Origin of the sequence: Amycolatopsis sp. NPDC051758 (assembly GCF_044453095.1) — a bacterium.
Lineage (GTDB): Bacteria > Actinomycetota > Actinomycetes > Mycobacteriales > Pseudonocardiaceae > Amycolatopsis.
The window spans coordinates 13133-36359 of record NZ_JBITCJ010000011.1 but is presented as its reverse complement, the minus strand read 5'-3'; the positions used below and the strand labels follow the sequence as shown (position 1 = coordinate 36359).

The 23227-nt window shown below is 70.7% G+C and carries 24 protein-coding genes; 7 read left to right on the top strand and 17 right to left on the bottom strand.

Features of this window, described 5'->3' with window-relative positions; genetic code table 11:
* Positions 1–31: 31 nt before the first annotated feature.
* A complete protein-coding gene (locus tag ACIA5G_RS40165) occupies positions 32–829 on the bottom strand; it encodes an oxygenase MpaB family protein (RefSeq protein ID WP_395933138.1) in 798 nt (265 codons plus the stop codon).
* Positions 830–891: 62 nt separating this feature from the next.
* Positions 892–1770 carry a LysR family transcriptional regulator gene (locus tag ACIA5G_RS40160; protein ID WP_395933136.1) on the bottom strand — a complete coding sequence of 293 codons (879 nt, stop codon included), beginning with the start codon at positions 1768–1770 and terminating at the stop codon, positions 892–894.
* Positions 1771–1857: 87 nt separating this feature from the next.
* On the opposite strand from ACIA5G_RS40160, the gene ACIA5G_RS40155 reads away from it, so the two are divergent.
* The gene (locus ACIA5G_RS40155; protein ID WP_395933134.1) at positions 1858–3177 is read left to right on the top strand and encodes an FAD-binding oxidoreductase; all 1320 of its coding nucleotides are present in this window, start codon (positions 1858–1860) and stop codon (positions 3175–3177) included.
* Positions 3178–3265: 88 nt separating this feature from the next.
* Complete coding sequence (locus tag ACIA5G_RS40150; RefSeq protein WP_395933132.1) at positions 3266–4456, top strand: acyltransferase family protein; 1191 nt, start codon at positions 3266–3268, stop codon at positions 4454–4456.
* Here ACIA5G_RS40150 and ACIA5G_RS40145 read toward each other — a convergent pair.
* A complete protein-coding gene (locus ACIA5G_RS40145; protein WP_395933130.1) occupies positions 4453–4848 on the bottom strand; it encodes a nitroreductase family deazaflavin-dependent oxidoreductase in 396 nt (131 codons plus the stop codon). The genes ACIA5G_RS40150 and ACIA5G_RS40145 overlap by 4 nt on opposite strands.
* 144 nt (positions 4849–4992) lie before the next feature.
* On the opposite strand from ACIA5G_RS40145, the gene ACIA5G_RS40140 reads away from it, so the two are divergent.
* Positions 4993–5457 (top strand): MarR family winged helix-turn-helix transcriptional regulator, encoded by a 465-nt coding sequence (locus tag ACIA5G_RS40140; RefSeq protein ID WP_395933128.1) that lies wholly within the window; start codon positions 4993–4995, stop codon positions 5455–5457.
* Positions 5458–5497: 40 nt separating this feature from the next.
* Here the strand turns inward: ACIA5G_RS40140 and ACIA5G_RS40135 are convergent, their stop codons facing one another.
* From ACIA5G_RS40135 to ACIA5G_RS40125, 3 genes are read right to left on the bottom strand one after another with little or no spacing between them, the layout of a single operon-like run.
* Entirely contained in the window at positions 5498–5857 is a 360-nt protein-coding gene (locus ACIA5G_RS40135) for a PLDc N-terminal domain-containing protein (RefSeq protein WP_395933126.1), read from the bottom strand.
* A 36-nt stretch (positions 5858–5893) separates the two neighbouring features.
* The gene (locus ACIA5G_RS40130) at positions 5894–6574 is read right to left on the bottom strand and encodes a hypothetical protein (RefSeq protein WP_395933124.1); all 681 of its coding nucleotides are present in this window, start codon (positions 6572–6574) and stop codon (positions 5894–5896) included.
* 43 nt (positions 6575–6617) lie between these two features.
* Positions 6618–7295: a GNAT family N-acetyltransferase gene (locus tag ACIA5G_RS40125; protein ID WP_395933122.1), complete on the bottom strand. Its 678-nt coding sequence runs from the start codon at positions 7293–7295 to the stop codon at positions 6618–6620.
* Between the two features lie 163 nt (positions 7296–7458).
* Between ACIA5G_RS40125 and ACIA5G_RS40120 the strand changes: the two genes are divergently transcribed.
* A complete protein-coding gene (locus tag ACIA5G_RS40120; protein WP_395933120.1) occupies positions 7459–7710 on the top strand; it encodes a DUF2510 domain-containing protein in 252 nt (83 codons plus the stop codon).
* A 137-nt stretch (positions 7711–7847) separates the two neighbouring features.
* Positions 7848–8702: a PaaX family transcriptional regulator C-terminal domain-containing protein gene (locus ACIA5G_RS40115; protein WP_395933118.1), complete on the top strand. Its 855-nt coding sequence runs from the start codon at positions 7848–7850 to the stop codon at positions 8700–8702.
* On the opposite strand, the gene ACIA5G_RS40110 is transcribed toward ACIA5G_RS40115, so the two are convergent.
* On the bottom strand, positions 8689–9084 hold the full coding sequence (locus ACIA5G_RS40110; protein WP_395933116.1) for a RidA family protein: 396 nt from the start codon (positions 9082–9084) through the stop codon (positions 8689–8691). The genes ACIA5G_RS40115 and ACIA5G_RS40110 overlap by 14 nt on opposite strands.
* Positions 9085–9151: 67 nt before the next feature.
* On the opposite strand from ACIA5G_RS40110, the gene ACIA5G_RS40105 reads away from it, so the two are divergent.
* Both ACIA5G_RS40105 and ACIA5G_RS40100 read left to right on the top strand, forming a co-directional pair.
* Positions 9152–11494: a bifunctional salicylyl-CoA 5-hydroxylase/oxidoreductase gene (locus ACIA5G_RS40105; protein WP_395933113.1), complete on the top strand. Its 2343-nt coding sequence runs from the start codon at positions 9152–9154 to the stop codon at positions 11492–11494.
* Positions 11491–12654 carry an acyl-CoA dehydrogenase family protein gene (locus ACIA5G_RS40100; protein WP_395933111.1) on the top strand — a complete coding sequence of 388 codons (1164 nt, stop codon included), beginning with the start codon at positions 11491–11493 and terminating at the stop codon, positions 12652–12654. Before ACIA5G_RS40105 ends, ACIA5G_RS40100 begins: the two co-directional genes overlap by 4 nt.
* Here ACIA5G_RS40100 and ACIA5G_RS40095 read toward each other — a convergent pair.
* The 10 genes from ACIA5G_RS40095 to ACIA5G_RS40050 all read right to left on the bottom strand — a co-directional run bounded on the left by ACIA5G_RS40095 (position 12605) and on the right by ACIA5G_RS40050 (position 23162).
* The gene (locus ACIA5G_RS40095; protein ID WP_395933785.1) at positions 12605–13222 is read right to left on the bottom strand and encodes a DUF2306 domain-containing protein; all 618 of its coding nucleotides are present in this window, start codon (positions 13220–13222) and stop codon (positions 12605–12607) included. The two genes, ACIA5G_RS40100 and ACIA5G_RS40095, sit on opposite strands and share 50 nt — an antisense overlap.
* A 68-nt stretch (positions 13223–13290) precedes the next feature.
* On the bottom strand, positions 13291–13932 hold the full coding sequence (locus ACIA5G_RS40090; RefSeq protein ID WP_395933783.1) for a DUF2306 domain-containing protein: 642 nt from the start codon (positions 13930–13932) through the stop codon (positions 13291–13293).
* A 194-nt stretch (positions 13933–14126) separates the two neighbouring features.
* A complete protein-coding gene (locus tag ACIA5G_RS40085) occupies positions 14127–14498 on the bottom strand; it encodes a nuclear transport factor 2 family protein (RefSeq protein WP_395933109.1) in 372 nt (123 codons plus the stop codon).
* 72 nt (positions 14499–14570) lie between these two features.
* A complete protein-coding gene (locus ACIA5G_RS40080; protein WP_395933107.1) occupies positions 14571–15974 on the bottom strand; it encodes a GH1 family beta-glucosidase in 1404 nt (467 codons plus the stop codon).
* Positions 15975–16016: 42 nt separating this feature from the next.
* A complete protein-coding gene (locus ACIA5G_RS40075; RefSeq protein WP_395933105.1) occupies positions 16017–17012 on the bottom strand; it encodes an ABC transporter ATP-binding protein in 996 nt (331 codons plus the stop codon).
* Positions 17009–17992 (bottom strand): ABC transporter permease, encoded by a 984-nt coding sequence (locus ACIA5G_RS40070; protein WP_395933103.1) that lies wholly within the window; start codon positions 17990–17992, stop codon positions 17009–17011. The genes ACIA5G_RS40075 and ACIA5G_RS40070 overlap by 4 nt, the downstream gene beginning before the upstream one ends.
* A 1-nt stretch (position 17993) precedes the next feature.
* A complete protein-coding gene (locus ACIA5G_RS40065; protein ID WP_395933101.1) occupies positions 17994–18974 on the bottom strand; it encodes an ABC transporter permease in 981 nt (326 codons plus the stop codon).
* Positions 18971–20080 carry an ABC transporter ATP-binding protein gene (locus ACIA5G_RS40060; RefSeq protein WP_395933099.1) on the bottom strand — a complete coding sequence of 370 codons (1110 nt, stop codon included), beginning with the start codon at positions 20078–20080 and terminating at the stop codon, positions 18971–18973. The genes ACIA5G_RS40065 and ACIA5G_RS40060 overlap by 4 nt, the downstream gene beginning before the upstream one ends.
* Positions 20081–20098: 18 nt before the next feature.
* Positions 20099–21769, bottom strand: a complete 1671-nt coding sequence (locus ACIA5G_RS40055) for an ABC transporter substrate-binding protein (RefSeq protein ID WP_395933096.1) — start codon at positions 21767–21769, stop codon at positions 20099–20101.
* 205 nt (positions 21770–21974) lie between these two features.
* Positions 21975–23162, bottom strand: coding sequence for an ROK family protein (locus ACIA5G_RS40050; RefSeq protein WP_395933094.1), 1188 nt, complete (start codon positions 23160–23162; stop codon positions 21975–21977).
* Between the last annotated feature and the right edge of the window lie 65 nt (positions 23163–23227).

Genomic DNA, 23227 nt, shown 5'->3' with positions numbered 1-23227 from the left:
TGTGCCGACCCGACACTGTAGCGGGGGTGGCTCAGACCAGCGGACGCCCGGTGCGCAGCCGGCGGCGCAGGTCCCAGAGGCAGAGGTTGAACGGGAACCGCCGCACCGGCGCGGGCAGCACGCGCACGACCCGGCCGAGCCCGGCGAGCAGCGTGTCGAACCGGCGCTGGTCGGCGGTGGTCCACGGCAGCCGCATCTCGTCGCGGAAGCGCTGCGGGAGGAACCCGGTGGTGACGAAGCGGTGGAACGGCCGGCCGAGCGTGGCCAGCACCGGCGGCAGGAACCGCAGGTCGACGAGGTCGGTGAGGTAGCCGCGGACGGTGTCGTCCACTCCGACGCCGGCGAGCCCGGCCGCCCAGTACTCCTCGAACGCTTCGCGGTCCGCCGGCCACATCTCCGGGTGCACCTGCAGCGTGGTGCCCAGTTTCGCGGCGTCGCGGTAGAACTCGGCGGGCTCGCCGCCGACGAACGCCAGGTAGACGTCCTCGAAGCCCTTGTACAGGCAGGCCGCGACCCACAGCTGGAGGTCGGTGTCGAAGGCGTTGTAGGCGACCGGGCTCGCGTCGGTCGAGTGCACCTGGGCGTGGGCCCGGTTGACGCCCTGCCGGTAGGCAGCGCGCTCGGCGTCGGTGCCCATCGTGGCGACCGCGAGGTAGGTGAGGGTGGTCCGCGTCCGCTTCGCCGGGTGGCGGAAGAGGTTGCCGCTGTCGACCTTGCTCTCCAGGACGCCGTAACCGACGGGGGCGCGGGAGAGCTGCATGATCACGTTCGCGCTGCCGGCGAGCAGTCCGGCGCCGACAACGGCGTTGTCGAGGGCGGTTTCGGCCATGGTCACGCCTCCTCGCGTGAGCGGTTCACCATGTCAAGGAAACCGCGCCTGTTGACGGCCTGTCAAGAGCGGTAGGCAGCCCGCGCGAAGGCGATCAACGCGCGCGCCGCGGGGCTCAACGGACCCTCCGTTCGCCAGGCCAGCGCCAGCACTCCCCGCAGGCCAGGACCGGCGATTTCGACCACCCGCACCTCCGCCTCGTGATACCGGCCCAGCGACTCCGGCACGATCGCCACCCCGAGGCCGCGCATCGCCAGCTGCACCAGGACGTTCGGATCCGCCGCCTCGAACGCGATCCGCGGCGTCAGTCCCTCCCGCGCGAAGGCGGCGTCCAACGCCGTGCGCAGGCCGGTCCCCTTCGGCAACGCCATGAGCGGCAGGCCCGCGAGTTCGGCGATCTCCGTCCGGTCGGCCAGCGGACCTGAGGGCCCCGTCACCGCCAGGAACGGCTCGTCGAGCAGCACCTGCGTCGCGATGCCGGCCGGCGGATCCGCGGCCAGGCCGACCACGGCCAGGTCCAGCCGTCCTTCGAGCAGCCCCGCGAGCATCGTGTCCGAGTTGGCTTCGGACAGCGTGATCTCGACCGCCGGGTAGCGCTCGTGGAAGCCGGCCAGCAGGTCCGGCAGCCCGACCGGGCCCGCCGACGTCACCGCGCCGATCGCGACCTGGCCGCGGACCAGCCCGGCCAGCTCGTCGACGGCTTCGCGCACCCCCTGCACCGCCGCGAGCGCGGCCCGGGCGTGCGGCAGGGCCGCGGCGCCGACGTCGGTGAGCCGCACCGCGCGGCCCGACCGGTCCAGCAGCTCCTGCCCCAGCTCGCGCTCCAGCCGCCGGACCTGCGCGCTCACCCCGGGCTGGGCCACGTGCAGCCGCTCGGCCGCGCGCGTGAAGTTGCCTTCCTCGGCAACGGCGACGAAGTACGCGAGCTGATGCAGTTCCATAAGCGCTGATTCTAGTCAGTAGACAAACCAGATCTTGGACTTCTGATCGATCACGTTCGAAGCTGGAGACAGACGAAAGGAGTCACGATGGACGTCACGCAGCTGACCGGCGAGGTCTTCCAGCCCGGCCAGGACGGTTACGACGAGGAGGTCACCGGCTTCCAGCTCGCCGTCCCGAGCAAGCCCGCGGTGGTGGTCGGCGCGACGACGGCCGAGGACGTCGTCACCGCCGTCCGGTTCGCCGCCGCCCACGACTTGCCGGTCGCCGTGCAGGCCACCGGGCACGGCCTGACCACGAGCGCCGACGGCGGCCTGCTGATCAGCACCCGCCGGATGACCGGCGTCGAGGTCGACGCCGTGGCGCGCACCGCCCGCGTCGAGGCCGGGACCCGCTGGGGCGCGGTGCTCGAAGCCGCCGGGCCGCACGGACTGGCGCCGCTCAGCGGCTCGTCGCCGGACGTCGGCGTGGTCGGCTACACCCTCAGCGGCGGCTTCGGCCTGATGGCCCGCCGGTACGGGCGCGCCGCCGACCACGTCCGCGCCCTCGACGTGGTCACCGCGGACGGCGAACTCCGGCGCGTCGAGCCGGGCTCGGACCTGTTCTGGGCGCTGCGCGGCGGCCGCGACAGCTTCGGCGTCGTCACGGCGATGGAGTTCGACCTGGTCCCGGTCACCGATCTCTACGGCGGCAGCCTCTACTTCGACACGGCCGACCTCTCGACGGCGCTGCGGGCCTGGCGCACGTGGTCGGCGGCCGCGCCGGACACACTCACGACGTCCCTCGCCATGATCGAGTACCCCGACCTGCCGGTGCTGCCGGAACCGTTGCGCGGCAAGCACATCGCGCAGATCCGGATCGCCTACCTCGGCGAGGACGGCGACTCCCTGGTCGCGCCGCTGCGGGCCGCCGCGCCCACGCTGATGGACACGCTGAAGCCGATGCCGTTCACCGAGTCCGGGTCGATCGCGGCCGAGCCGCGGCAGCCGCACGGGTACCACGGCACCAACACGACGGTCTCGCAGCTGAACGACGCCATGCTCGACGCGGTCCTCGAGCACGCGGGCCCCGGCGCGCCCGTGCCGACGGTGCTGATCATCGACCGCCTGGGCGGCGCGCTCGCCCGGACGCCGGAGACGCCGGGGGCGGGCTGGGACAGCGCGGCCGAGTTCGTCGTCCGGACGCTGTCGGTGGTCGGCGACGACGGCGTCGCGGTGATCCGGCGCGCCCACTCGAAGCTGTCCGACGCACTGGCGCCGTGGACAACCGGGCGGCTGCTGCCGTTCGTGTACGGCGAGCACACGGCGGCGGAGGTCGCCGAGAGTGTCCACCCGGCCACCGACCTGCGGCGGCTGCGGGAGCTGAAGCGCCGGCACGACCCCGGGAACACCTTCCGCCCGGTCGGCTGAGCACCGGTGACCGTCGGCGAAGGGCAGGTAGTCCAGGCCATATACTCGCGCCGACGATCACACCGACGGGGGACCCGCCTTGCGCACGATGAGCCACGAGGACTATCTCGGCAGCCGCCGGTTCCCGGGGCTTGACGGCCTGCGCGCGATCGCCGCGACGATGGTCATCTTCTACCACTTCGGCGGGCCGAACTGGACGTTCCTGTCGGGCTGGGTCGGCGTCTACATCTTCTTCGTGCTGTCCGGTTTCCTGATCACGACGCTGCTGCTGCGTGAGCAGGACCGGACCGGCCGGATCTCGCTGTCCAACTTCTACATCCGGCGGGTCTTCCGGATCCTGCCGCCGTACCTGGTGATCCTCGGCGGGATCGTCGCGTTCGTGATCCTGCGCGGCGAGTTCTTCACCCGCGACTTCCCGCACGCGCTGAAGTACTACCTGACGTTCCTCAACGAGTTCTTCCCCGGCTCGGGCGGCAACGGCTCCGACAACTTCTTCAGCGGCTCGTGGACGCTGGGGATCGAGGAGAAGTTCTACCTGGTCTGGCCGTTCCTGCTGGTCGCGATCGGGATCGGCGCGGCCAAGCGCAAGTTCCTGCTGGTCGGCACCGCGATGGTGATCCTGCTGGCGCTGGTGCCGCTGACCACCGGCGGCTGGGCGCTCGGCACGTCGAAGGTCGCGATCTACACGTCGACCATCCACTACTTCATCCTCGCCGGCGGCTGCCTGCTGGCGATCCTGCTGCACTACCGGCGCGGCTACGCGGTGCTGAAGCCGTTGACGCACCCGCTGGCCGCGATCCCGATCGCCGCCGCCTTCGGGCTGATGACCGCGAACCTGGACCGCCTCTGGACCGAGACGCAGCAGAACCTGCTGCTGCTCGTGGGTTACGCGGTGCTGACGATGCTGCTGCTCATCGTGCTGGTCAGCCCGGGCCCGCTGCGGTGGCTGCTCGGCACGGCGCCGATGCGGTTCGTCGGCGAGCGGTCGTACTCGCTGTACCTGCTGCAGGGGCCGGTGCACTTCGTCGTCGTGCAGGCCGTGCCCGGGCTCGCGCAGAACCGGACGGTCTCGGCGCTGACGGTGTTCCTGGTGGGGCTGGCGATCGCGGACCTGATCCACCGCTGGGTGGAGAAGCCGCTGATCGACGTCGGGAAGCGGCTGATCGCCCGGAAGGAGGCCCGGCGCGAGGAACGGCAGGCCCCTCCCCGGCCGGCCGAACCGCACGCCGAGCCCAAGCCTGAGCCCGCTCCCGCTCCCGCGACGTCGTCGGCGTCCTAGCGCTCCAGAACCACGATCGGGATCAGCCGCGTGGTCTTCTTCTCGTAGTCGGCAAAACCCTCGGCGTGCGCGATCATGCCCGCGTAGAGGCGGTCACGCTCGGCGCGGTCGGTGATCACGGTGGCCGTGGCGTCGAACGTCTCTTCGCCGACCTCGACCGTCACCTTCGGGTTGGCGACCAGGTTGTGGAACCACGCCGGGTTCTTCGGCGCGCCGCCCATGGACGCGGCGATGACGAGGCGGTCGCCGTCGCGGGTGTAGACCAGCGGCGAGAGGCGCTCTTCACCGCTCTTCGCGCCGATGGTCGTGAGCAGGAGCACGTTCTTGCCCTCGAACATGCCGCCGACCACGCCCTTGTTCGCGTGGAACTCTTCGACGACCCCCCTGTTCATCTCACGAACCTCGTTCAACCCCGGGACCTCGGACGTCATCTCAACCCCTGTTTCCAGCCGGTACGCTCGATCGGTGCCCCGAGGTAGGCTCGGAGCAGTCGAAGCGTTTGCTTTGCAAACAAATCTACCGACGGGACGAGGGCGATGTCAACGGAAGCCGGGCCGAGTGTCGAGGACGGCGTGCGTCAGCTGCTGCTCCTGATGCCTCGCCTGGTCGGCCGGGCGAAGCGCACGCCGGTCCCCGACGAGCTGAACGGCTGCACGCTGGCGCCCCGGCACCTGTCGCTGCTGTCGTACCTGCTCTTCGACGGCCCGATGACCGTCACGGAGCTCGCGACGCGCCTGCAGGTCGCGCCGACGACGGCGAGCCTGATGGTCGGCGACCTCAGCCGTCAGGGTGTGCTGAACCGCGACGAGGACCCGGCCGACCGCCGCCGCACGATCGTCAGCATCACCCCGGACAAGCGCCCGGCGGTCGACGCCTGGCTGGCCCGCGGCGCCAAGGCGTGGAGCGACGCGCTTGCGCCGTTGAGCCCGGCCGAGCGCAAGCTGGTGATCACGACGCTGGAAGCGTACGAACGCGGCACCTGCGAAGGCCCCACCTGCTAGCGCCCCAATGCGGCCTTGGTTGCCTTCGGTGCGTTCGGGCTCAGTCCTCGCTGGACTTCTCGCGGGCCAGCTTCCGCTGCGCCTCCGCGCGCTCCCGGCACTTGCGCAGGAACTCCTCGTCGTCATCGGCGCTCGTCGCCGCGAACCGGCCCGGCCGGTCGTACTCCGGGAACGCGGGCGCGTTGCGCTCGTACCGGCCACCGGCGCGCGCGACCTGCTGCGGCCGGCCCGCGACCAGCCAGACGATCGAGCCGACCAGCGGCACCAGCAACACCAGCAGCAGCCACAACGTCTTCGGCAGGTTGCGGCACGACGACTCGTCGGTCGTGATCACGTCGACCAGGCAGAAGATCCACAACCCGAGCGTGACGATGCCCAGCAGGCCATCCATGTACAGCAATTACCGCACCTTCCCCAGAAGTGAACGCGGTAAGTCTTAGCAGAGCCCCACGGCCCCTTCGCCGCGGGTCACCCGCAGCGCCGCGAGCACGCCGGTCGCGAGCGCGATCGCGTGCGCCGGCCCCGGGCATTCGCGCGGACCCGCGCCGAACGGCGTCCCGGCCAACGGCACCAGGACGTCCTCGCCGTCGACCCGGCGCCGGGTGTGCGACACCGGAGGATCCGCGCGCAGCACTTCCGCGACGGCCTCTTCGGGCAGCTTTCCCGCCAGTACCAACGGAACCGCATTGCCGATCAGCCCGGCGGTGGCCGCACAGGCCTGCATCAGCAAGCCGATCCGCGCGGCGGTGAGCTCGGACGGCCCGCCGCACGCCGCGACCAGCCGGCCCAGCGCGGCTTCGGCTTCCGCGGACGGCGTCACGTGCGGGTGGTAGGCGGCCGCAGCCGTCACGACGTCCGACGCCACCACCGGCAGGCCCAGCTCCCCCGCCAGCACCTCGACGACAACCGACTGGGCATCACCGTCGGCCGCCTGCGAGAAAGCCTTGCACCGCAACGCTTCCGGCTCTACTCGGGCCAGCATCTCGACGGCGAGGGAGCGTCGCCGAGTGTGCTCGGAGCCGTTGCTGAAGCGGGACACGGACGCCCGCAGCCAAGCGACACTCCCCGGCGGACCATCGGCGGGAACGGGCGGAACCGGAGCGGCCAGCGAAGTCATGGGGCGACGCTAACCGCGGGAAACGTCGGCGCCGGCCGAAGCTTCAGAACAGCCGCGGCGGCGGGAACCACGTCGCCTGCGGGCCGGCGCACTGGTCCGGACGCGGGACGTCGTGCTGGAACCACCACGCCTCGGTGACGCGGCCGTCCGGCAGCCGGTAGGTCGGCGGCCCGGCGACGCGGGCGAGCCCGGCGGCTTGCAGCGACCGCGCGCTCGCGACGTTGCCGACCTCGGCGCCGGCCCGCACCCGCGGCAGCCCGAGGTGCTCGTGCGCCAGCGTCAGCCCGGCCGCGAAGAGCACCCGGCCGTGCCCGCGCCCGCGGTAGTCCGGCGCGAGGTAGCCGCCGGTCTCCGGGCCGCCGTCCTCGCCGGTGTGGACGCTCACCAGGCCCACGCACCGGTTGGCCTCGACGTCGATCATCACCAGGTCCAGGGACTGCGGATCGGGCGACACCCAGTCCGGCCCGGTGCCCGGCACCACCCGCAGCGCATCCGCCCGCGCCGACACGGCGACGATCGAGTCCCGCTGCCAGCCGAGCCACCGCTGCGCCGCCGGATCGCTCCCACAGGCCACGGCGGCCGCGTACTCCCACGCGGTCGGCGTCCGGAACAGGAAGCGCCCGCTGCGCACCACGTGGCCGGCCCGGTCGCAGGTCCGCTTGGTCATCAGGCGGCCGCGGCGGGTGAGCCGGTCGAAGATCCCCTTGGTGGCTGGCAGCATCGCGGCGAGATCGTAGCGGAGCGGCCGGGAAGCGAGTTGCGGTCGCGGTTGATTTCGGCCGAATCGCGAACGCGGACGCGTAACACCACCTGCGTGATCGCCGACTACTGCGAGTACCCCGACGGGAAAGGCGGCCTGCGTGGGCCTCATCCGGAAGTCCCTCATGATCAGCACAGCCGGGCTCGTGCGCGGCAGCAGCAAGAAGCAGCGTGTCGCCAAGAAGTCATTGCGCGAGCTACAGGCGCAGACCCGCCTCCAGCAGCAGGCACTCGCACAGCAGGCCCAGGCGGCCGCCGCTCCGGCTGCCGCGCCCACCGGGCCGCCCGCCGGCTGGTACCCCTCGCCCCGGCAGCAGAGCGCAACGCAGTGGTGGGACGGATCCCGGTGGACGGAGCACTTCAAGCCGGCCGGCTAGGGATCGCCGGCAAGGTACGCCGCCGGGGCCCACCAGAAGGCGCTGACCAGCACCGACCCCCCTCGACACGCACCTTCGCGAGCACCCGTCCCAAATCGTGTTCTCCCCGCCGGCGACCCAGCCGTTATTGTGGCCCGATGACGGCCGTACCCGAGGCAACCGAACTGGACGGCTCCGGCCGGGCGGCCCAGCCTCGTCAGCTCATCGTGACGGTGTACGGCCTCTACTCGCGCACCGAAGGCGGCTGGCTCTCGGTGGCTTCGCTGATCGACCTGCTGGCCGCCGTCGGGGTCGACGAGCCCGCGGTGCGCTCGTCGATCTCGCGGCTGAAGCGGCGCGGCATCCTCGAAGCCGTGCGCCGGGACGCGACGGCGGGTTACGAGCTGTCGGACGACGCGCGGGAGATCCTGCGCGAAGGGGACGAGCGGATCTTCCGGCGCGAGCGCGCGACGCCGGCCGACGGCTGGCTGCTCGCGGTGTTCTCGGTGCCGGAAACCGAGCGACACAAGCGCCACCTGCTGCGCACCCAGCTCGCCCGGATGGGCTTCGGCACCGCCGCCTCCGGCGTCTGGATCGCCCCGGCCCACCTCCACGACGCGGCCGCCGAAGCACTGACGCGGCTCGGCCTGGCCGGGTACGCCGACCTGTTCCGCGCCGACCACCTGGCCTTCGGCGACGTCGCGGCGAAGGTGCGCGACTGGTGGGACCTCGACCGGCTCGACGAGCTGTACACGACGTTCCTCGACGAGCACGGCCCGGCGCTACGCCGCTGGCAGCGCCGCAAGTCCGTGGCCGAGGAACAGGCCTTCGCCGACTACGTCCGGGTGCTCACCGGCTGGCGGCGGATGCCCTACCTCGACCCCGGCCTGCCCGCCGAGTTCCTGCCCCGCGACTGGTCCGGCATCCGCGCGGCCGAGCTGTTCTTCGAGCTGCACGCCCGGCTGGAGACCCCGGCGCGGGCGTACGTCGCGAAGTCGATCAACGTGGGTTGACGACCGCGAAGCCCTGCACCTCGACCAGCGCTTCCTCGTCCCACAGCCGGGCGACGCCGATGCCCGCCATCGCCGGGTACTCGGTGCCCGCGAGGCGCCGCCAGACCGCGCCGATCTCGCGCGTGTGCGCCTGGTAGTCGGGCATGTCGACGATGTAGATCGTCACGCTGCAGAGGTCCTCCGGCGCCCCGCCGGCCGCACGCAGCGACGTCAGCAGGTTGCCCAGCGCTCGCTCGAACTGCTCGACCACACCGTCGCCGACGATCTTGTTCGACGCGTCCAGCGCGGTCTGCCCGGCGAGGAAGACGACCCGGCCCTCCGCCACCACCGCGTGCGAGAACCCGGAGGGCTTGCCGAGCTCCGGCGGGTTGATGCGTTCCATACCCGCCACCGTAACCCATCTTTCGCCTTATTGACGGTCGTACCGGTGACGACATAATCTGGACGGCGTGCGAATCGCGGTCATCGGCGGCGGCCCGGCGGGCCTGTACTTCGCCGCGCTGGCGAAACAGCTCGGCCCGGGTCACGAAATCACGGTCTGGGAGCGCAACGCGCCCGACGACACATTCGGCTTCGGGGTGGTGTTCTCCGACGAGACGCTCGGCGGCATCGAGCACGCCGACGCGGCGGTGCACAACGCCATGCGCGCCGAGTTCGCCCGCTGGGACGACATCGACGTCCACTACCGCGGCACGGTCACCACCTCGGGCGGCCACGGTTTTGCCGCGATGAGCCGCAAACGTTTGCTCGGCATCCTCCAGGGCCGGTGCGCCGAGCTCGGCGTCGCGCTGCGCTTCCGCGAGGAGGCGCCCGCGGACCTCTCGGGTTACGACCTGGTCATCGCCGCCGACGGGGTCAACTCCGCGATCCGGACGCGCTTCGCCGAGTCGTTCCGGCCGAGCGTCGAGACCCGCCGGTGCCGCTACATCTGGCTCGGCACGGACCTGGTGTTCGACGCCTTCAAGTTCTACGTCCTCGAGACGCCGGCCGGGATCATGCAGATCCACGGTTATCCCTACGGCCGCGACGGCAGCACGTTCATCCTCGAGGTGCAGGAGGACGTCTGGCAGCGGACGTTCGGGCCGATCGCCGCCACGAACCTCAAGCCGGGCGAGAGTGACGAGAAGTCGATCGCGCTGATCCGCGAGCTGTGCGCCGACGTCCTGGGCGAGCACCGCGTCATGGCGAACAACTCGAAGTGGGTCTCGTTCGGCACCGTGCGCTGCGAGAGCTGGGTGCACGACAACGTCGTCCTCCTCGGCGACGCCGCGCACACCGCGCACTTCTCGATCGGCTCCGGCACGAAGCTGGCCATGGAGGACGCGCTCGCGCTGGCCGCCTGCCTGCACGAGAACGAAGGTGTCGCGGAGGCGCTCAAGGCGTACGAGCTGGAACGGCGTCCGGTCGTCACGTCGACGCAGCGCGCCGCGCAGGCGAGCCTGGAGTGGTTCGAGAACATCGCGCAGTACGCCCACCAGGAGCCGCCGCAGTTCGCGTTCAACATCCTCACGCGCAGCCGCCGCGTCACCTACGACAACCTGCGCCTGCGTGACCCCGAGTTCGCCACCGAGCTCGACCACTGGTTCGCGCAGTCGCTGGGCACGACGTCGCGGCCGCCGATGTTCCAGCCGTTCCGGCTCGGTGAGCTCGAGCTGCCCAACCGGATCATCGTGTCCCCGATGGACATGTACTCCGCGGTGGACGGCGTGCCGGGCGACTTCCACCTGGTGCACCTGGGCAGCAAGGCGCTCGGCGGCGCCGGGCTGGTGATGACCGAGATGGTCTGCGTCTCCCCCGAAGGCCGGATCACGCCCGGCTGCGGCGGCCTCTACACGCCGGACCAGGAAGCCGCCTGGAAGCGGGTCGTCGACTTCGTGCACACCCAGTCACCCGCGCGCATCGGTGTCCAACTGGGACACTCCGGCCGCAAGGGTTCGACAAAACTCATGTGGGACGGCATCGACGAGCCCCTCCCCGAAGACAACTGGGAGGTCTGCGCCCCCTCGGCGCTGGCCTACTCCGACCGCAACCAGGTCCCGCGTGAACTGTCCACAACGGACATGGCGTCAATTCTCTCCGAGTTCGTCGCGTGCACCCACGCCGCCGCTCGTGCTGGGTTCGACGTCCTCGAACTGCACTGCGCGCACGGCTACCTGTTGTCGTCGTTCCTGTCGCCGTTGACGAACCAGCGCACCGATTCCTACGGCGGCTCGCTCGAGAACCGGCTGCGGTTCCCCCTCGAAGTCTTCGACGCCGTCCGCGCCGCCTGGCCCGCCGAACGGCCGATGACCGTCCGGATCTCGGCGACCGACTGGGCCGAGGGCGGTGTGGACGCCGACGACGCCGTCGAGATCGCGCGCGCGTTCGCTGCCCATGGCGCCGCCGGCATCGACGTCTCGACCGGCCAGGTCGTCTGCGACGAGAAGCCGCAGTACGGTCGCAGTTACCAGACGCCGTACGCCGACCGGATCCGCAACGAAATCGGCGAGGAGTACGGCATCGCGGTGATCGCCGTCGGCGCGATTTCCTCGTACGACGACGTGAACTCGCTGATCCTGGCCGGCCGGGCGGACCTCTGCGCACTGGGCCGCACGCACCTCTACGATCCACAGTGGACGCTGCACGCGGCGGCCGAGCAGGGTTACCCCGTGGCGTGGCCGAAGCCGTTCGCCGCGGGCAACCGCAAGCCGCAGACCGGCCGGAGCGACGGGCCGGAGCCGCGTCTCGACCTCGTCCGGTCCGGCCCGGCCGGCACCGCCCATGCCCGCTGGCGACCGGGAGCTTCGTCATGACCGCTTTTGCCCTGACGCCGGAGCAGCAGGAGTTCGCGTCGGAAGTCCGGCGGCTGGGCGAAGAGCAGCTGCGCCCGATCGCCGAGTCCGGGGTGGAGGGTGCGGTGAACCGCCCGCTGCTCAAGGCGATGGGCGCCCTCGGCTTGCTCGCCCGGCTCTTCCCCGGCGTCGCCGAGGGAAAGCCGTCGCGCCAAGCGGCCGCGACCGACCTGTGCATCCTGCGCGAGAACCTCGCCACGGTGAGCACCGAGGCCGAGACGGCGTTGGCGTTGCAAGGCTTGGGAACCTACCCGGTCCTTCAGTCCGGACAGGACAGTCAGGTGGCGAAGTGGCTGCCGGCGGTGGCGGCCGGGGACGCGGTGGCGGCGTTCGCCCTCACCGAGCCGGACGCCGGTTCGGACGCGGCCGCATTGTCACTCGCCGCGGAAGCCGACGGGGACGGCTGGCGCCTCACCGGTGAGAAGATGTGGATCTCCAACGCGCCCGAAGCCGACTTCTACACGGTGTTCGCACGCACGACAGAAGGCGTCGGATCCCGCGGGGTCAGCGCTTTTGTCGTCCCCGGCGATCGGCCCGGCCTGGCCGGCGAGCACCTGGACCTGGTCAGCCCGCACCCGATCGGCACGGTGACGTTCGACGGTGTCGAGGTCCGGCGCGAGGAGCTGCTCGGCGAGGAGAACCGCGGGTTCGCCGTCGCGATGCGGACGCTGGACCTGTTCCGGCCGAGCGTCGGCGCGTTCGCCGTCGGGATGGCGCAGGCCGCACTGGACGCCACTGTGGACCACACGGGCAAGCGGGAAGCGTTCGGCGGCCCGCTGATCAAGCAGCAGGCGGTGGCGCACGCGCTGGCCGAGATGGCGACGCGCACGGAAGCCGCCCGGCTGCTGGTCTACGCGGCCGCGGGCGCGTACGACGCGGGCGAGCAGAACCTGGGCGGCCGGGCGGCGATGGCGAAGCTGTTCGCCACCGAAGCCGCGCAGTTCGTCGTCGACTCGGCGGTGCAGCTGCACGGTGCCCGCGCACTGCGGCGCGGGCACCTGCTGGAACACCTCTACCGCGAAGTCCGCGCCCCCCGCATCTACGAAGGGGCCTCGGAAATCCAGCGGACGATCATCGCGCGATGGCTGGCTTCGGCTTCCGGTCCAGCCACCACTGGCTGAGCAGCAGCAGGGTCAGCAGGCTCAGCGTGCCCGCCAACGTCGAGGCGGCCTGGAAGAGCGCCGCCTCGGAATAGTACGGGCCGAGGGTGATGAACGCGATCGGGGCGTAAACCCGGCTGAGCAACGTGTTCATGGTCATCGCGAAGCTGCGGATCATCCAGCGCCGGTGGTCGGCGTACCGGCGCTGCCGGATCGCGCGGAAGCCGGCGATGGTGAACCCGAGCCACAGCAAGGCCGCGACGACGTTCAGCACCCCGGCCGCCGGGCCGAACGGGCTGAACAGGGCGATGGTCAACGCCATCAGCGCGGACGGGATCGCGCCGCCGAAGACGTAGACGCGGCCGATGCGGCGGTGGGCCACCGGGTGCGTGCGCCGCAGCCACGGCCAGACCTGCAGGATGACCCCGACGACGGCGATCGTCCCGAAGAGGATGTGCGCGACCAGGAACCCGTAGTGCGCGGCGAACCCCGGCGGTGCGGGCACGCGGGACTGCGCGGGGTCGAGCGTGAGGTAGGGCGGCACCGAGTAGGCGAGGAACGCGGCGACGAGCAGTGCCAGCGGCGCCACCCACGGCCGTCGCCACCACGTCTTGCGCGGCTGCACGACGGGCGGCGGAGTCTCCGTCCGGACGGCGGTCATCGCGCACCGGCCGGCTGCCGCGCGGGGCGGCGGTCGAGGTACAGCTGGCTGAGGACCAGCGCGAGCGCCACGCTGCCCCAGGAGGAGATCGCCGCGACGCTCTGGGAGTAGGCGAGCTCGCTGCCGCCGAACGTGGTCGCGATCTGCGGTTCCAGCACGACCATGGCGATCGGCGAGATCAGCCGGTTGACGAGGATCGAGAACGTCAGCGACGCACTGCGGATCATCCACCGGCGGTGGTCGGCGAAGCGCCGCTCGCGCACGGCGCGCCAACCGGCGAAGGTGCACCCGAGCCACAACAGCGCCGCAACGACGTCACTGACCTGCGTTATCGGGCCGAAGGGGCTCTGCGAGCCGATGGTCAGCGCCATGACCCCGGCCGGCAGCACACCGGCAAAAACGTAGGCGCGGCCGGTGTGCCGGTGGAAAACCGGGTGCGTCCGGCGCAGCCACGGCCAGATCTGCAGCACCGCGCCCACCATCGCGATGGACCCGAAGATCACGTGGGCGACGAGGAACCAGTAGTGCGCGGCGAAACCGGCCGGCTGCGGCACGCGCGACCGGGCGGGATCGAAGGCGAGGTACGGCGGCAGCGAAAAGGCCAGGAAGGCGAGCACCAGCAGGGCCAGCGGGCCGATCCACGGCCTTCGCCACCAGCGCTGCGGTTGTGGTGCGGGTCTGATCTCCGTTCGGACGGTCATGGTTACCCCCGGGGTCGGCTGTCCGTCCGACGCTAGGGCTGTCCCCGGGGGTGAACCATGGTGCCCGCCACCGCCGGGGTGGTGGGGCCGTCCTTACCGCCGAAGAGCCGTGACGGCTTCAGCGCGGTGACTCACGCGGGCGCGATGTGGGCCGCGACGACCCGCCAGCCAACGTCCGTGCGCAGCCACGTGCGCGTGTACCGCATCCGCGCCTCGATCGGCTGCCCGTCGACGACCGCGGCGACCTGGCCGAGGAACCAGGTGACGCCGGTGCCGCCGTCGACGAAGATCCGCAGGTCCTCCTCCACCAGCCGGGTCACCTTCTGGCGCCCGGACCGGTGGCCGTCGAGGTCGTCCTGCTTCGTCTGCAGCTCGGCGCCGATCGCGAAGCACACCCTGTCGTCGAGCAGCCGGTCGAGCTCCTCGACGTCCCCGGCGAGCTGGGCCGCCTGCAGCCGGTCTTCGGCCGCGCGCAGCTCCGCGCGCCCTGTCGCATCTTCCATGCCCCGGACGCTACCGGCGCGTGCTGCGCGGTCCGCGGCATTATGCGATCGGCGAACAGGCGGCCGGACGCGTCAGCTGCCGCGAACCCGCCGCACGGTGTCGCGGTAGAAGTACCCGCTCTGCTTGATCGTCCGCTCCTGCGTCTCGTAATCCACGCGAATCAGCCCGAACCGCTTCGCGTACCCGTATGCCCACTCGAAGTTGTCCAAAAGGGACCAGGCGAAGTACCCGCGGACGTCCGCGCCCGCGTTGCGCGCCGCCGCCACCGCCGCGATGTGCGAGGCCAGGTACGCCGTGCGCTGCTCGTCGCGGACGAAGCCCGACGAGTCCGGGTCGTCGTCGAAGGCCGAGCCGTTCTCCGTGATGTACATCGGGAGGTTCGGGTAGTCCCGGCCGAGACGGGTCAGCAGCTCGGTGAACTTGTCCGGCAGGATCTCCCAGCCCATCGCCGTGGTCGGCTCGCCGAACGGGACCGTGCGGGACGCCGGGACACCGTCGTCGTCGACCGCGCGGCCGGTCTCGTCGACACCCGAGAACTGCTGGCCGAAGTAGTAGTTCACGCCGAGGAAGTCCAGCGGTGCCGAAATGACGGACAGGTCGCCGTCCTGCACCGGCAGCTTGACACCGCGCGCGGCCAGGTCCTCGACCACGTCCGCCGGATATTCCCCGCGCACCAACGGGTCCAGGTAAATCCGGACGCCCAGGCCGTCGGCCTGACGCGCCGCGCGGACGTCTTCGGGAGAGTCCGTCGCCGGGTCGGCCGTGCACATGTTCAGCGTGATGCCGAACTCCGTGTCCGGCGGCGCGGCCTCGCGCATCCGCTGCGTCGCGAGCCCGTGGCCCAGCAGCAGGTGGTGCACCGCGTGCAACCCGGCCGCGTAGTCACGCCGGCCCGGCGCCATCACGCCGTGGACGTACCCGTGCATCGCCGAGCACCACGGCTCGTTCAGCGTCGTCCAGTGCCGGACGCGATCCTTGAGCCGGTCGAACACCAGCATCGCGTAGTCGGCGAAGCGGTACGCCGTGTCGCGCGCCGGCCAGCCGCCCGCGTCCTCGAGCTCCTGCGGCAGGTCCCAGTGGTACAGCGTCAGCCACGGCGCGATGCCGCGACCGAGCGTCTCGTCCACCAGCCGGTCGTAGAACCCGATCCCGGCTTCGTTGACCCCGCCGCGCCCGCGCGGCTGGACCCGGGGCCACGCCACGGAAAACCGGTAGGTGTCCGCGCCCAGCTCGTCGACCAGCCCGATGTCCGCCGGCATCCGGTGGTAGTGGTCGCACGCCACTTCACCGGTGTCGTTGTTGTCGATCGCCCACGGCACCTGGCAGAAGGTGTCCCAAATGGACGGTGTGCGCCCGTCTTCGGAGACCGCACCTTCGATCTGGTACGCGGCGGTGGCCACGCCCCAGCGGAAGTCCGGCGGCAGGCTGTCGATCAACGCCTGCTGCTGGGCGGTCGCGGCTGTGGTCTCGGTCAAGGCAGGTCTCCTCCAGTGGTACCGGACAGGGGCGAGCGGCGTTCAGGGAGTAACCACGGGGTGCAGCCAGCACGCCACTTCGCGCGACGAGTCCCCGCCGGGCAGGCCGAGCTCGGGCACCCGCGAGTCGCAGGGCTCGAAGGCCTTGGGGCACCGCGGGTGGAACGCGCAGCCGGCCGGCATGCCCCGCGTGTCCGGCGGTGAGCCGGGGATGCCGCTGAGCTCGCGGCGCGGGCCCCGCAGCGCGGGGAACGAGTTCAGCAGGCCGTGGCTGTACGGGTGCAGCGCGTCCCGGTAGAGGTCCGACGCCGGCGCCTGCTCGACGATCCGGCCGCCGTACATGATCGCGATCCGGTCCGAGAACTCGACCAGCAGCGAAAGGTCGTGCGTGATGAACAGGACCGAAAAGCCCAGCCGTTCCCGCAGTTCCACGAGCTGGCCGAGGATCTGGCGCTGCATCACGACGTCGAGCGCGGTGGTCGGCTCGTCCATGATGACCACGCGCGGCTCCAGCGCGAGCGCCATCGCGATCATCACGCGCTGCCGCATGCCGCCGGACAGCTGGTGCGGGAACGCCTCCAGCCGGTCGGCCGAAATCCCGACCAGCTTGAGCAGGTCTTTCGCCCGCGCGTAGCGGCCGGCCTTCGTCGACCGCGGCTCGTGCGCCTTGATGACGTCGACGAGCTGCGTGACGACCTTGTGCACCGGGTTCAGCGAGTTCATCGCACCCTGGAACACGATGGACGTCTCCGCCCACCGGAAGTCCCGCAGCTGCTTGTCCGTCAGCTTCAGGACGTCGTACGGCTCACCGTCGGCGGGGTGGTAGATGACCTGGCCACCGCGGATCACGCCCGGCGGCGCGAGCAGCCGCGTCAGCCCGTAGGCCAAAGTGGACTTGCCGCTGCCGCTTTCCCCGGCCAGGCCGAGGACTTCGCCGCGGTGCAGCGTAAGGTGCACGTCCCGGACCGCGCGCACGGCCTCTTCGCCGACGCCGTAGTCGACGTCCAGGCCCTTGATCTCCAGGACCGGGTCCATCATGGCTGTTCCTCCCGCCCGAGCACGGGCGTGAAGCCCACGCGCATGCGATGCGTTCGCCCGTCGGCGCCCTTGACGTGCGCCTTGCCGCTCCCGCGCAGCCGCGGGCTGACGAACTCGTCGATGCCGAAGTTGAGCAGGGACAACGCGGTGCCGAGGATCGCGATCGCCAGCCCGGCCGGCACGAACCACCACCACGCGCCCTGCGCGAGGGCCTGCTGGCTCTGCGCCCAGAACAGGATCGTGCCCCAGTTCCAGTTGGACAGTCCGGAGACGCCGACGAACGCCAGCGTGATCTCCGACATCACCGCGAAGATCACCGTGCCGACGAAGCTGGACGCGATCACCGCGGTCAGGTTCGGCAGGATCTCGAAGAAGATGAGCCGCCACGTCGACTCGCCGGTCGCCCGGGCCGCTTCGACGTATTCGCGCCCTCGCAGGGAAAGCGTCTGCGCTCTGAGGACCCGGGCGCCCCAGGCCCACGAGGTGAACCCGATGATCACCGCCACCAGGATGTCACCGCCGGTGGGCACCGCGCTGCCGATGATGATGATCAGTGGCAGCGCCGGGATCACCAGGAACACGTTGGACAGCGCGGAAAGCCCTTCACCCGGCGTGCCGCCGAGGTAGCCGGACGTCACGCCGACGACGACGGCGAGGATCGTCGCCACGACGCCGGCGGCCAGCCCGACGAGCATGACGCTGCGGGTGCCGACCACCACCTGGCTGAAGATGTCCTGGCCGAGGTGCGTGGTGCCGAACCAGTGCCGGCCCGACGGCCCTTCGAGCAGGTCGCTGCTGCGGGCCGACGGGTCGTACGGCGCGATCCACTCGCCGATGATCGCGATCACCAGGAAGAAGACGATGACGGCGAGGCCGGTGGCCGTCTTGCCGCCGGTGAGGAACCGGAACCGACGCCGGCGGACGGGTGCGCCGGCCGGCAGGGCCTGCACGGCCTTGACGTCCGCTGCGGGCACAGCCATGTCAGCCCTCCTTCCGGGTGCGCGGGTCGAGCGCGAGGTACGCGACGTCGGCGAACAGGTTCGCCACCAGCACCGACAGCGTGATGATCAGGAAGATGCCCTGCATCAGCGGGTAGTCCTGCGAGCCGACCGCCTGGAACAGCTGGTAACCGACACCCGGGTAGGAGAAGACGATCTCCACCAGCAGCGTGCCGCCCACGATGAAACCCAGCGCCAGCGCGAAGCCGGACACGCTCGGCAGCAGCGCGTTGCGCGCGGCGTACCCGACCATCACCCGGCGTTCAGGCAGGCCCTTGGCGTGCGCGACGGTGACGTAGTCCTCCGACGCGACGGTGACCATCATGTTGCGCATGCCCAGGATCCAGCTGCCCATCGAGCTGATCAGGATGGTGAGCGCGGGCAGCAGGCTGTGCTGGATCGCGCTGCCGATGAACCCGCCGTCCCAGCCGGGCACCACCCCCGGGTCGTACCCGCCGGACGACGGGAAGAAGCTGCCCGGGCCGGCCAGCAGCGCCAGGGCGATCAGGCCGAGCCAGAAGTACGGGATCGACGAGAGGAACGTCGTCACCGGCAGCAGGCCGTCGACCCACGAGCCTCGCTTCCAGCCGGCCACCACCCCGAGCCCGGTGCCGAGCGCGAAGCCGACGATCGTGGTGATGCCGACCAGGATGATCGTCCACGGCAGGCTGTCGCCGATCAGCTCCGACACCGGCGACGGGAAGAACGTGAACGAGATCCCGAGGTCACCGCGGAAGAGCTGGCCCCAGTAGTCGAAGTACTGGGAGATCAGGCTTTCGTTCTTGTCCAGGCCGAAGAGGGTGTACAGCGACTGCATGGCTTCCGCGCTGATCATGCCCTGGTTCTTCGCGATCAGGGACTGCACCGGGTCGCCGGGGATCAGCCGCGGGATGAAGAAGTTGATGGTGACGGCGGCCCACGCGGTGAAGACGTAGAAGGCCAGCCGCTGCAGCAGGAACCTCATCGGGCGGCTCCGTCGTACAGCCAGCACGCGGCCCAGTGGCCGGGCGCGTCGTCGACCTCGAACCGCGGCGGCAGGTCGGTCTTGCACCGCTCCATCGCGACCGGGCAGCGCGGGTGGAACCGGCAGCCGGACGGCGGGTCGATCAGGCTCGGCGGCTCACCGGCGCCACGCTCGGCGGGCACCTCACCGGGCGCGAGTTCGCTGTCCCCGGCACCGGCCTGGAGCCGGTCCGGGTCGGGCGCGGAGTTGATGAGCAGGCGCGTGTACGGGTGCGCCGGGTTTTGCGTGATGGTCTCGCTGTCGCCGCCCTCGACCATCCGGCCCGCGTACATCACCATCGTCTCGTCGGCGAAGTAGCGCGCCGACGCGATGTCGTGGGTGATGTAGAGGATCGCCAGGTGCAGGCGCTCCTTGAGGTCCCGCAACAGGTTCAGCACCCCGAGCCGGATCGAGACGTCCAACATGGACACCGGCTCGTCGGCCAGCAGCGCCTCCGGGTCGGCGCCGAGCGCCCGCGCGATCGCGACGCGCTGGCGCTGCCCGCCGGACAGCTCGTGCGGGAACTTGTCGATGTACCGCTCGGGCGGGGTCATCTGGACGCGCAGGAGCAGGTCGTGCAGCGCCTGCTCGAGGTCGTCACCCGCGCGGCCGTGGATCTTCAGCGCCCGCGTGAGGTGGTAGCGCACGGTGTGCACCGGGTTCAGCGACGCGAACGGGTCCTGGAAGATCATCTGGACCCGGCGGCAGTAGGCCCGGAACGCCCGGCCGTGGCGGACGTTCACCGTCTCGCCGTGCAGCCGGATGTCACCGGCGGTGCGCGGGTAGAGCCCCGCGAGCAGGCGGGCGACCGTCGACTTGCCTGAGCCGGACTCACCGACCAGCGCGGTGACCCGGCCCCGCCGGAGCGTCAAGGTCACGTCGTCGACGGCCTGGACGGCGCGGCGCGGGCCGGTCAGCGCGGCCCGGCCCTTGCGCCGCACCGGGAAGTGCTTCGTGAGTCCTTCGGCTTCGAGGACCACGGGGAGGTCCCCCTCCGACCCGACGGCGATGGGGTCGGAGGGGGCGGGGGCGGCCGCGTCGCCGCGGCCGTCCCCGTGTTCCGTCATGACTGAGTCCGCCATGGATCAGGCCGCGGGCTTCAGGTGCAGGACGATGTCGAGCGCGTTGCGCAGCGTGGGCTGCGCCGGGCCGTACGGGTTGGCCTCGTCCGGCCAGCCCACCCAGTTCTTCGTGCTGTACTCGCCGCCGGAGTTGGCCGCCGAGGTCGGGATCATCGGCTGCTGGTCGATCATGATCTTCTGCAGCGTCGCCATGGCGGCGGTGCGGGCGGCGTCGTCCTCGGCGTTGGCGTAGGTCGCGAGTGCCTGGGTCGCCTCGTCGTTCTTGAAGCGGCCGTAGTTGCCGTTGATGCCACCCTGGCCGGTCGGCTTGTAGCGGGTGCCGTCCATGACGTCGCGGTACATGTCGTACGGCGTCGCACCGTCGTTGGTCCAGTGCATCAGGCCTTCGAAGTCACCGGTGTCGACCGACTTGATCCACGCGTCCTGGTTCATCTTCTCGACCGTCGCGGTGATGCCGATCTGCGACAGGTTGTCCTTGATGATCTCGAGGTCGGTGATGTAGTCCGACCAGCCCGACGGCACGGTGAGCTTCAGGGTGACCGGCTTGCCGCTCGGGTCGGCCAGCTTGTCGCCGTTGAACTTGTACCCGGCCCCGGTCAGCAGCGACTTCGCGCCCGGCACGTCGACCTGGACCGACTGGCCCTTGTACTGCGGCGCGATGAACGGGTCGCCCGCCGGCGTCGGAATGCCGGTGACCTGGTCGTTCTTCGGGTAGAAGTAGCCGGCCTCACCCTGGTTGAAGATATCGTCGCGGTTGACCACCTTGTTGATCGCCTGGCGCAGCTTCGGGTCGTTCCACGGCGCCTTCTCGGTGTTGAACCACAGGCCGTGGACGGCCAGCTGCGCGGGGAACCACAGCTTGTAGTGCTGCGGGTCCTTGCTCGTGTAGACGGCCTTGTAGTTCGGGATGAAGACGAAGCTCCACTCCGACGCCCCGCTGACCAGCGCGTTGACCTGCGCGTTGTTGTCGGTGTAGGAGGTGTAGCGGATCTCCTTGACCTTCGGCGCTTCCTGCCAGTAGCCGCTGTCGCGCCGGACGACGATCATCGTCTGCGGCGTCGCCGACTTCAGCGTGTACGGCCCGGTGCCGATCGGGTTCTTCACGGTGTCGAGCGCCGGGTCCTTGATGCCCTGCCAGGCGTGCTTCGGCACGACGAGGGTCTGCAGGATCTTGAGCTGGTTGACGAACTGGGAGGTCTCGAAGCCCAGCGTCACCTGGTTGCCGGCCGCGGTGATGTCCTTGAACGGGACGGCGTCGACGTTCAGCGCCTTGTTGTCGCGCAGCAGCTGGAACGTGTAGGCGACGTCCTCGGCGGTCATCGGCTTATTGTCGGAGAACTTGACGCCGTCCCGGACGGTCAGGACCAGCTTCTTGTAGTTGTCCGACCAGTCCCACTTCGTCGCCAGCCAGGGCTTGCCGGGCTCCTGCGGCTTGACGCGGTTGTGCATGACCAGGGGCTCGTAGATCATCCACCGGTAGCCCATGTTCGACAGGGCGGACGTCTCGAGGAACGGGTTGTTGTTCTCCGACTGCGGGCCGTCGGGCTTGCCGACGTTGAGCACCGCGTCGGGGTTGCCCTGCCCGGCACTCGAGCTGCCTCCCCCGCACGCGGTCAGGCCGGTGACGGCCATCAGTGCTACTAGCGCTGCGACGATGGAGCGCTTGACTCGCATCGGTCCTCCTAGTCATCGACGACTTGCTTGGTGTCGACTGGTAGCGAGCCCCGACCGCCGGCGACCGAACGACGCCCCGAAGTCAACCCGGGTGACTCGGGTCACGTCAATAACACGGTGGTAACGTTTTGTGCCTAAGTTTAAGTACTAAAAGAACTGACCACTATGGGCTGCCTCAGGTGCTACTCCTTGCGGCGCAAGGGTTTCAGCCGCTCCGGCCGCCGGCCGCGAGCAGCTGGGCGATGGGCAGGGTCGCCGCGCCGAGCGCCACCGCCTCGGGCCCGAGCCGGCCGAGGACGACCTCGGTGCGGCCCGCCAGGTAGTCGAGCGCGTGCCGGCTCACCGCGTCACGCACCGCGGGCAGGATCGCCGGTCCCATGATCGCCCCCGCCGAGCCGGAAAGCACCACCCGGTCGGGGCTGAGCAGGTTGATCAGGTTCGCGATGCCGATCCCGAGGTATTCGCCGGTCTCGGCGAGCACCTCGGCGGCCGGGCCGTCGACGGTCGCCTCGGCGACGATGCGGGCCAGCTCGGCGTCGCTTTCGTCCCCGATGACCGGTTCCTTGCCGACGCGGCCGGCGTAGTGACGGACGATCGCCTCGGTGCCGACGTAGGCCTCCAGGCAGCCGTGCGAGCCGCACCGGCAGGCCGCCCCGGCCGCCTTGACGACGGTGTGGCCCCACTCGCTCGTGGTGATGCCCGGGTGCGACGGCCCGGCCGTGGCGACGGCGGCCCCGACCCCGACACCCAGCAGCGCGACGATGGCGCGTTCGGCGCCTCGGCCGGCGCCACGCCAGGTCTCGGCTTGGCCGAGCGTGCGGGCGCGGTTGTCGAGGTGAAGGGGTGCGTCGATGTGCGGGCGGATCAGGTCGGCGAAGGCCACACCGCGCCAGCCGAGGGTGGGCGCGTGCACGATCCCGCCGTCGCGGACCGCGCCGGGCACGCCGATGCCCACGCCGAACACCGCGTCCGGTTCGCCGCCTTCGAGCACTTCAGCGATGCCGGTTCGCACCAATCCGGCCACTTCGTCCGGATCGAGCCGGGTGCCGACGAGCGGGTGCCGTACCGTGCCGAGGGTCCCGAGCGCACAGTCGAACAGGCCGACTTCGACGTGCGTCTCGCTGACGTCGACGCCCACGACGTGCCCGAAGTCGGGCCGGACGGCCAGCAGCGTCCGGGGCCGGCCGCCGTCGGATTCGACCGAGCCCGCCTCCGCGACAACGCCGTCCGCGATGAGCTCGGAGACGACGTTGGTAACGGTGGCGGCCGATAGTCCCGATTCAGCTACTAGCTCCAGCCTGCTGACGGGGCCTCGGAGGTACAGGGAGGAGAGGAGTGCCGCGCGGTTGTGCCGCCGGAGGTCTCTGGTCGTCTGGCGTACCACCTGGGTCACCGTGGGGATTGTGCCAGACACCGGCCGTGCGACCATCAGTTCGGGACTTAGTTCACTACTTAATA

Coding starts and splice junctions, on each gene's coding strand:
- ACIA5G_RS40130 (WP_395933124.1), bottom strand. CDS start 6,574: ATGACTTCGCTGGCCGCTCCGGTTCCGCCCGTTCCCGCCGATGGTCCG.
- ACIA5G_RS40060 (WP_395933099.1), bottom strand. CDS start 20,080: ATGACGGAACACGGGGACGGCCGCGGCGACGCGGCCGCCCCCGCCCCC.
- ACIA5G_RS40160 (WP_395933136.1), bottom strand. CDS start 1,770: ATGGAACTGCATCAGCTCGCGTACTTCGTCGCCGTTGCCGAGGAAGGC.
- ACIA5G_RS40085 (WP_395933109.1), bottom strand. CDS start 14,498: ATGGAAGATGCGACAGGGCGCGCGGAGCTGCGCGCGGCCGAAGACCGG.
- ACIA5G_RS40155 (WP_395933134.1), top strand. CDS start 1,858: ATGGACGTCACGCAGCTGACCGGCGAGGTCTTCCAGCCCGGCCAGGAC.
- ACIA5G_RS40125 (WP_395933122.1), bottom strand. CDS start 7,295: ATGCTGCCAGCCACCAAGGGGATCTTCGACCGGCTCACCCGCCGCGGC.
- ACIA5G_RS40165 (WP_395933138.1), bottom strand. CDS start 829: ATGGCCGAAACCGCCCTCGACAACGCCGTTGTCGGCGCCGGACTGCTC.
- ACIA5G_RS40120 (WP_395933120.1), top strand. CDS start 7,459: ATGATCAGCACAGCCGGGCTCGTGCGCGGCAGCAGCAAGAAGCAGCGT.
- ACIA5G_RS40075 (WP_395933105.1), bottom strand. CDS start 17,012: ATGATGGACCCGGTCCTGGAGATCAAGGGCCTGGACGTCGACTACGGC.
- ACIA5G_RS40100 (WP_395933111.1), top strand. CDS start 11,491: ATGACCGCTTTTGCCCTGACGCCGGAGCAGCAGGAGTTCGCGTCGGAA.
- ACIA5G_RS40115 (WP_395933118.1), top strand. CDS start 7,848: ATGACGGCCGTACCCGAGGCAACCGAACTGGACGGCTCCGGCCGGGCG.
- ACIA5G_RS40065 (WP_395933101.1), bottom strand. CDS start 18,974: ATGAGGTTCCTGCTGCAGCGGCTGGCCTTCTACGTCTTCACCGCGTGG.
- ACIA5G_RS40140 (WP_395933128.1), top strand. CDS start 4,993: ATGTCAACGGAAGCCGGGCCGAGTGTCGAGGACGGCGTGCGTCAGCTG.
- ACIA5G_RS40150 (WP_395933132.1), top strand. CDS start 3,266: ATGAGCCACGAGGACTATCTCGGCAGCCGCCGGTTCCCGGGGCTTGAC.
- ACIA5G_RS40110 (WP_395933116.1), bottom strand. CDS start 9,084: ATGGAACGCATCAACCCGCCGGAGCTCGGCAAGCCCTCCGGGTTCTCG.
- ACIA5G_RS40055 (WP_395933096.1), bottom strand. CDS start 21,769: ATGCGAGTCAAGCGCTCCATCGTCGCAGCGCTAGTAGCACTGATGGCC.
- ACIA5G_RS40070 (WP_395933103.1), bottom strand. CDS start 17,992: ATGGCTGTGCCCGCAGCGGACGTCAAGGCCGTGCAGGCCCTGCCGGCC.
- ACIA5G_RS40145 (WP_395933130.1), bottom strand. CDS start 4,848: ATGAACAGGGGGGTCGTCGAAGAGTTCCACGCGAACAAGGGCGTGGTC.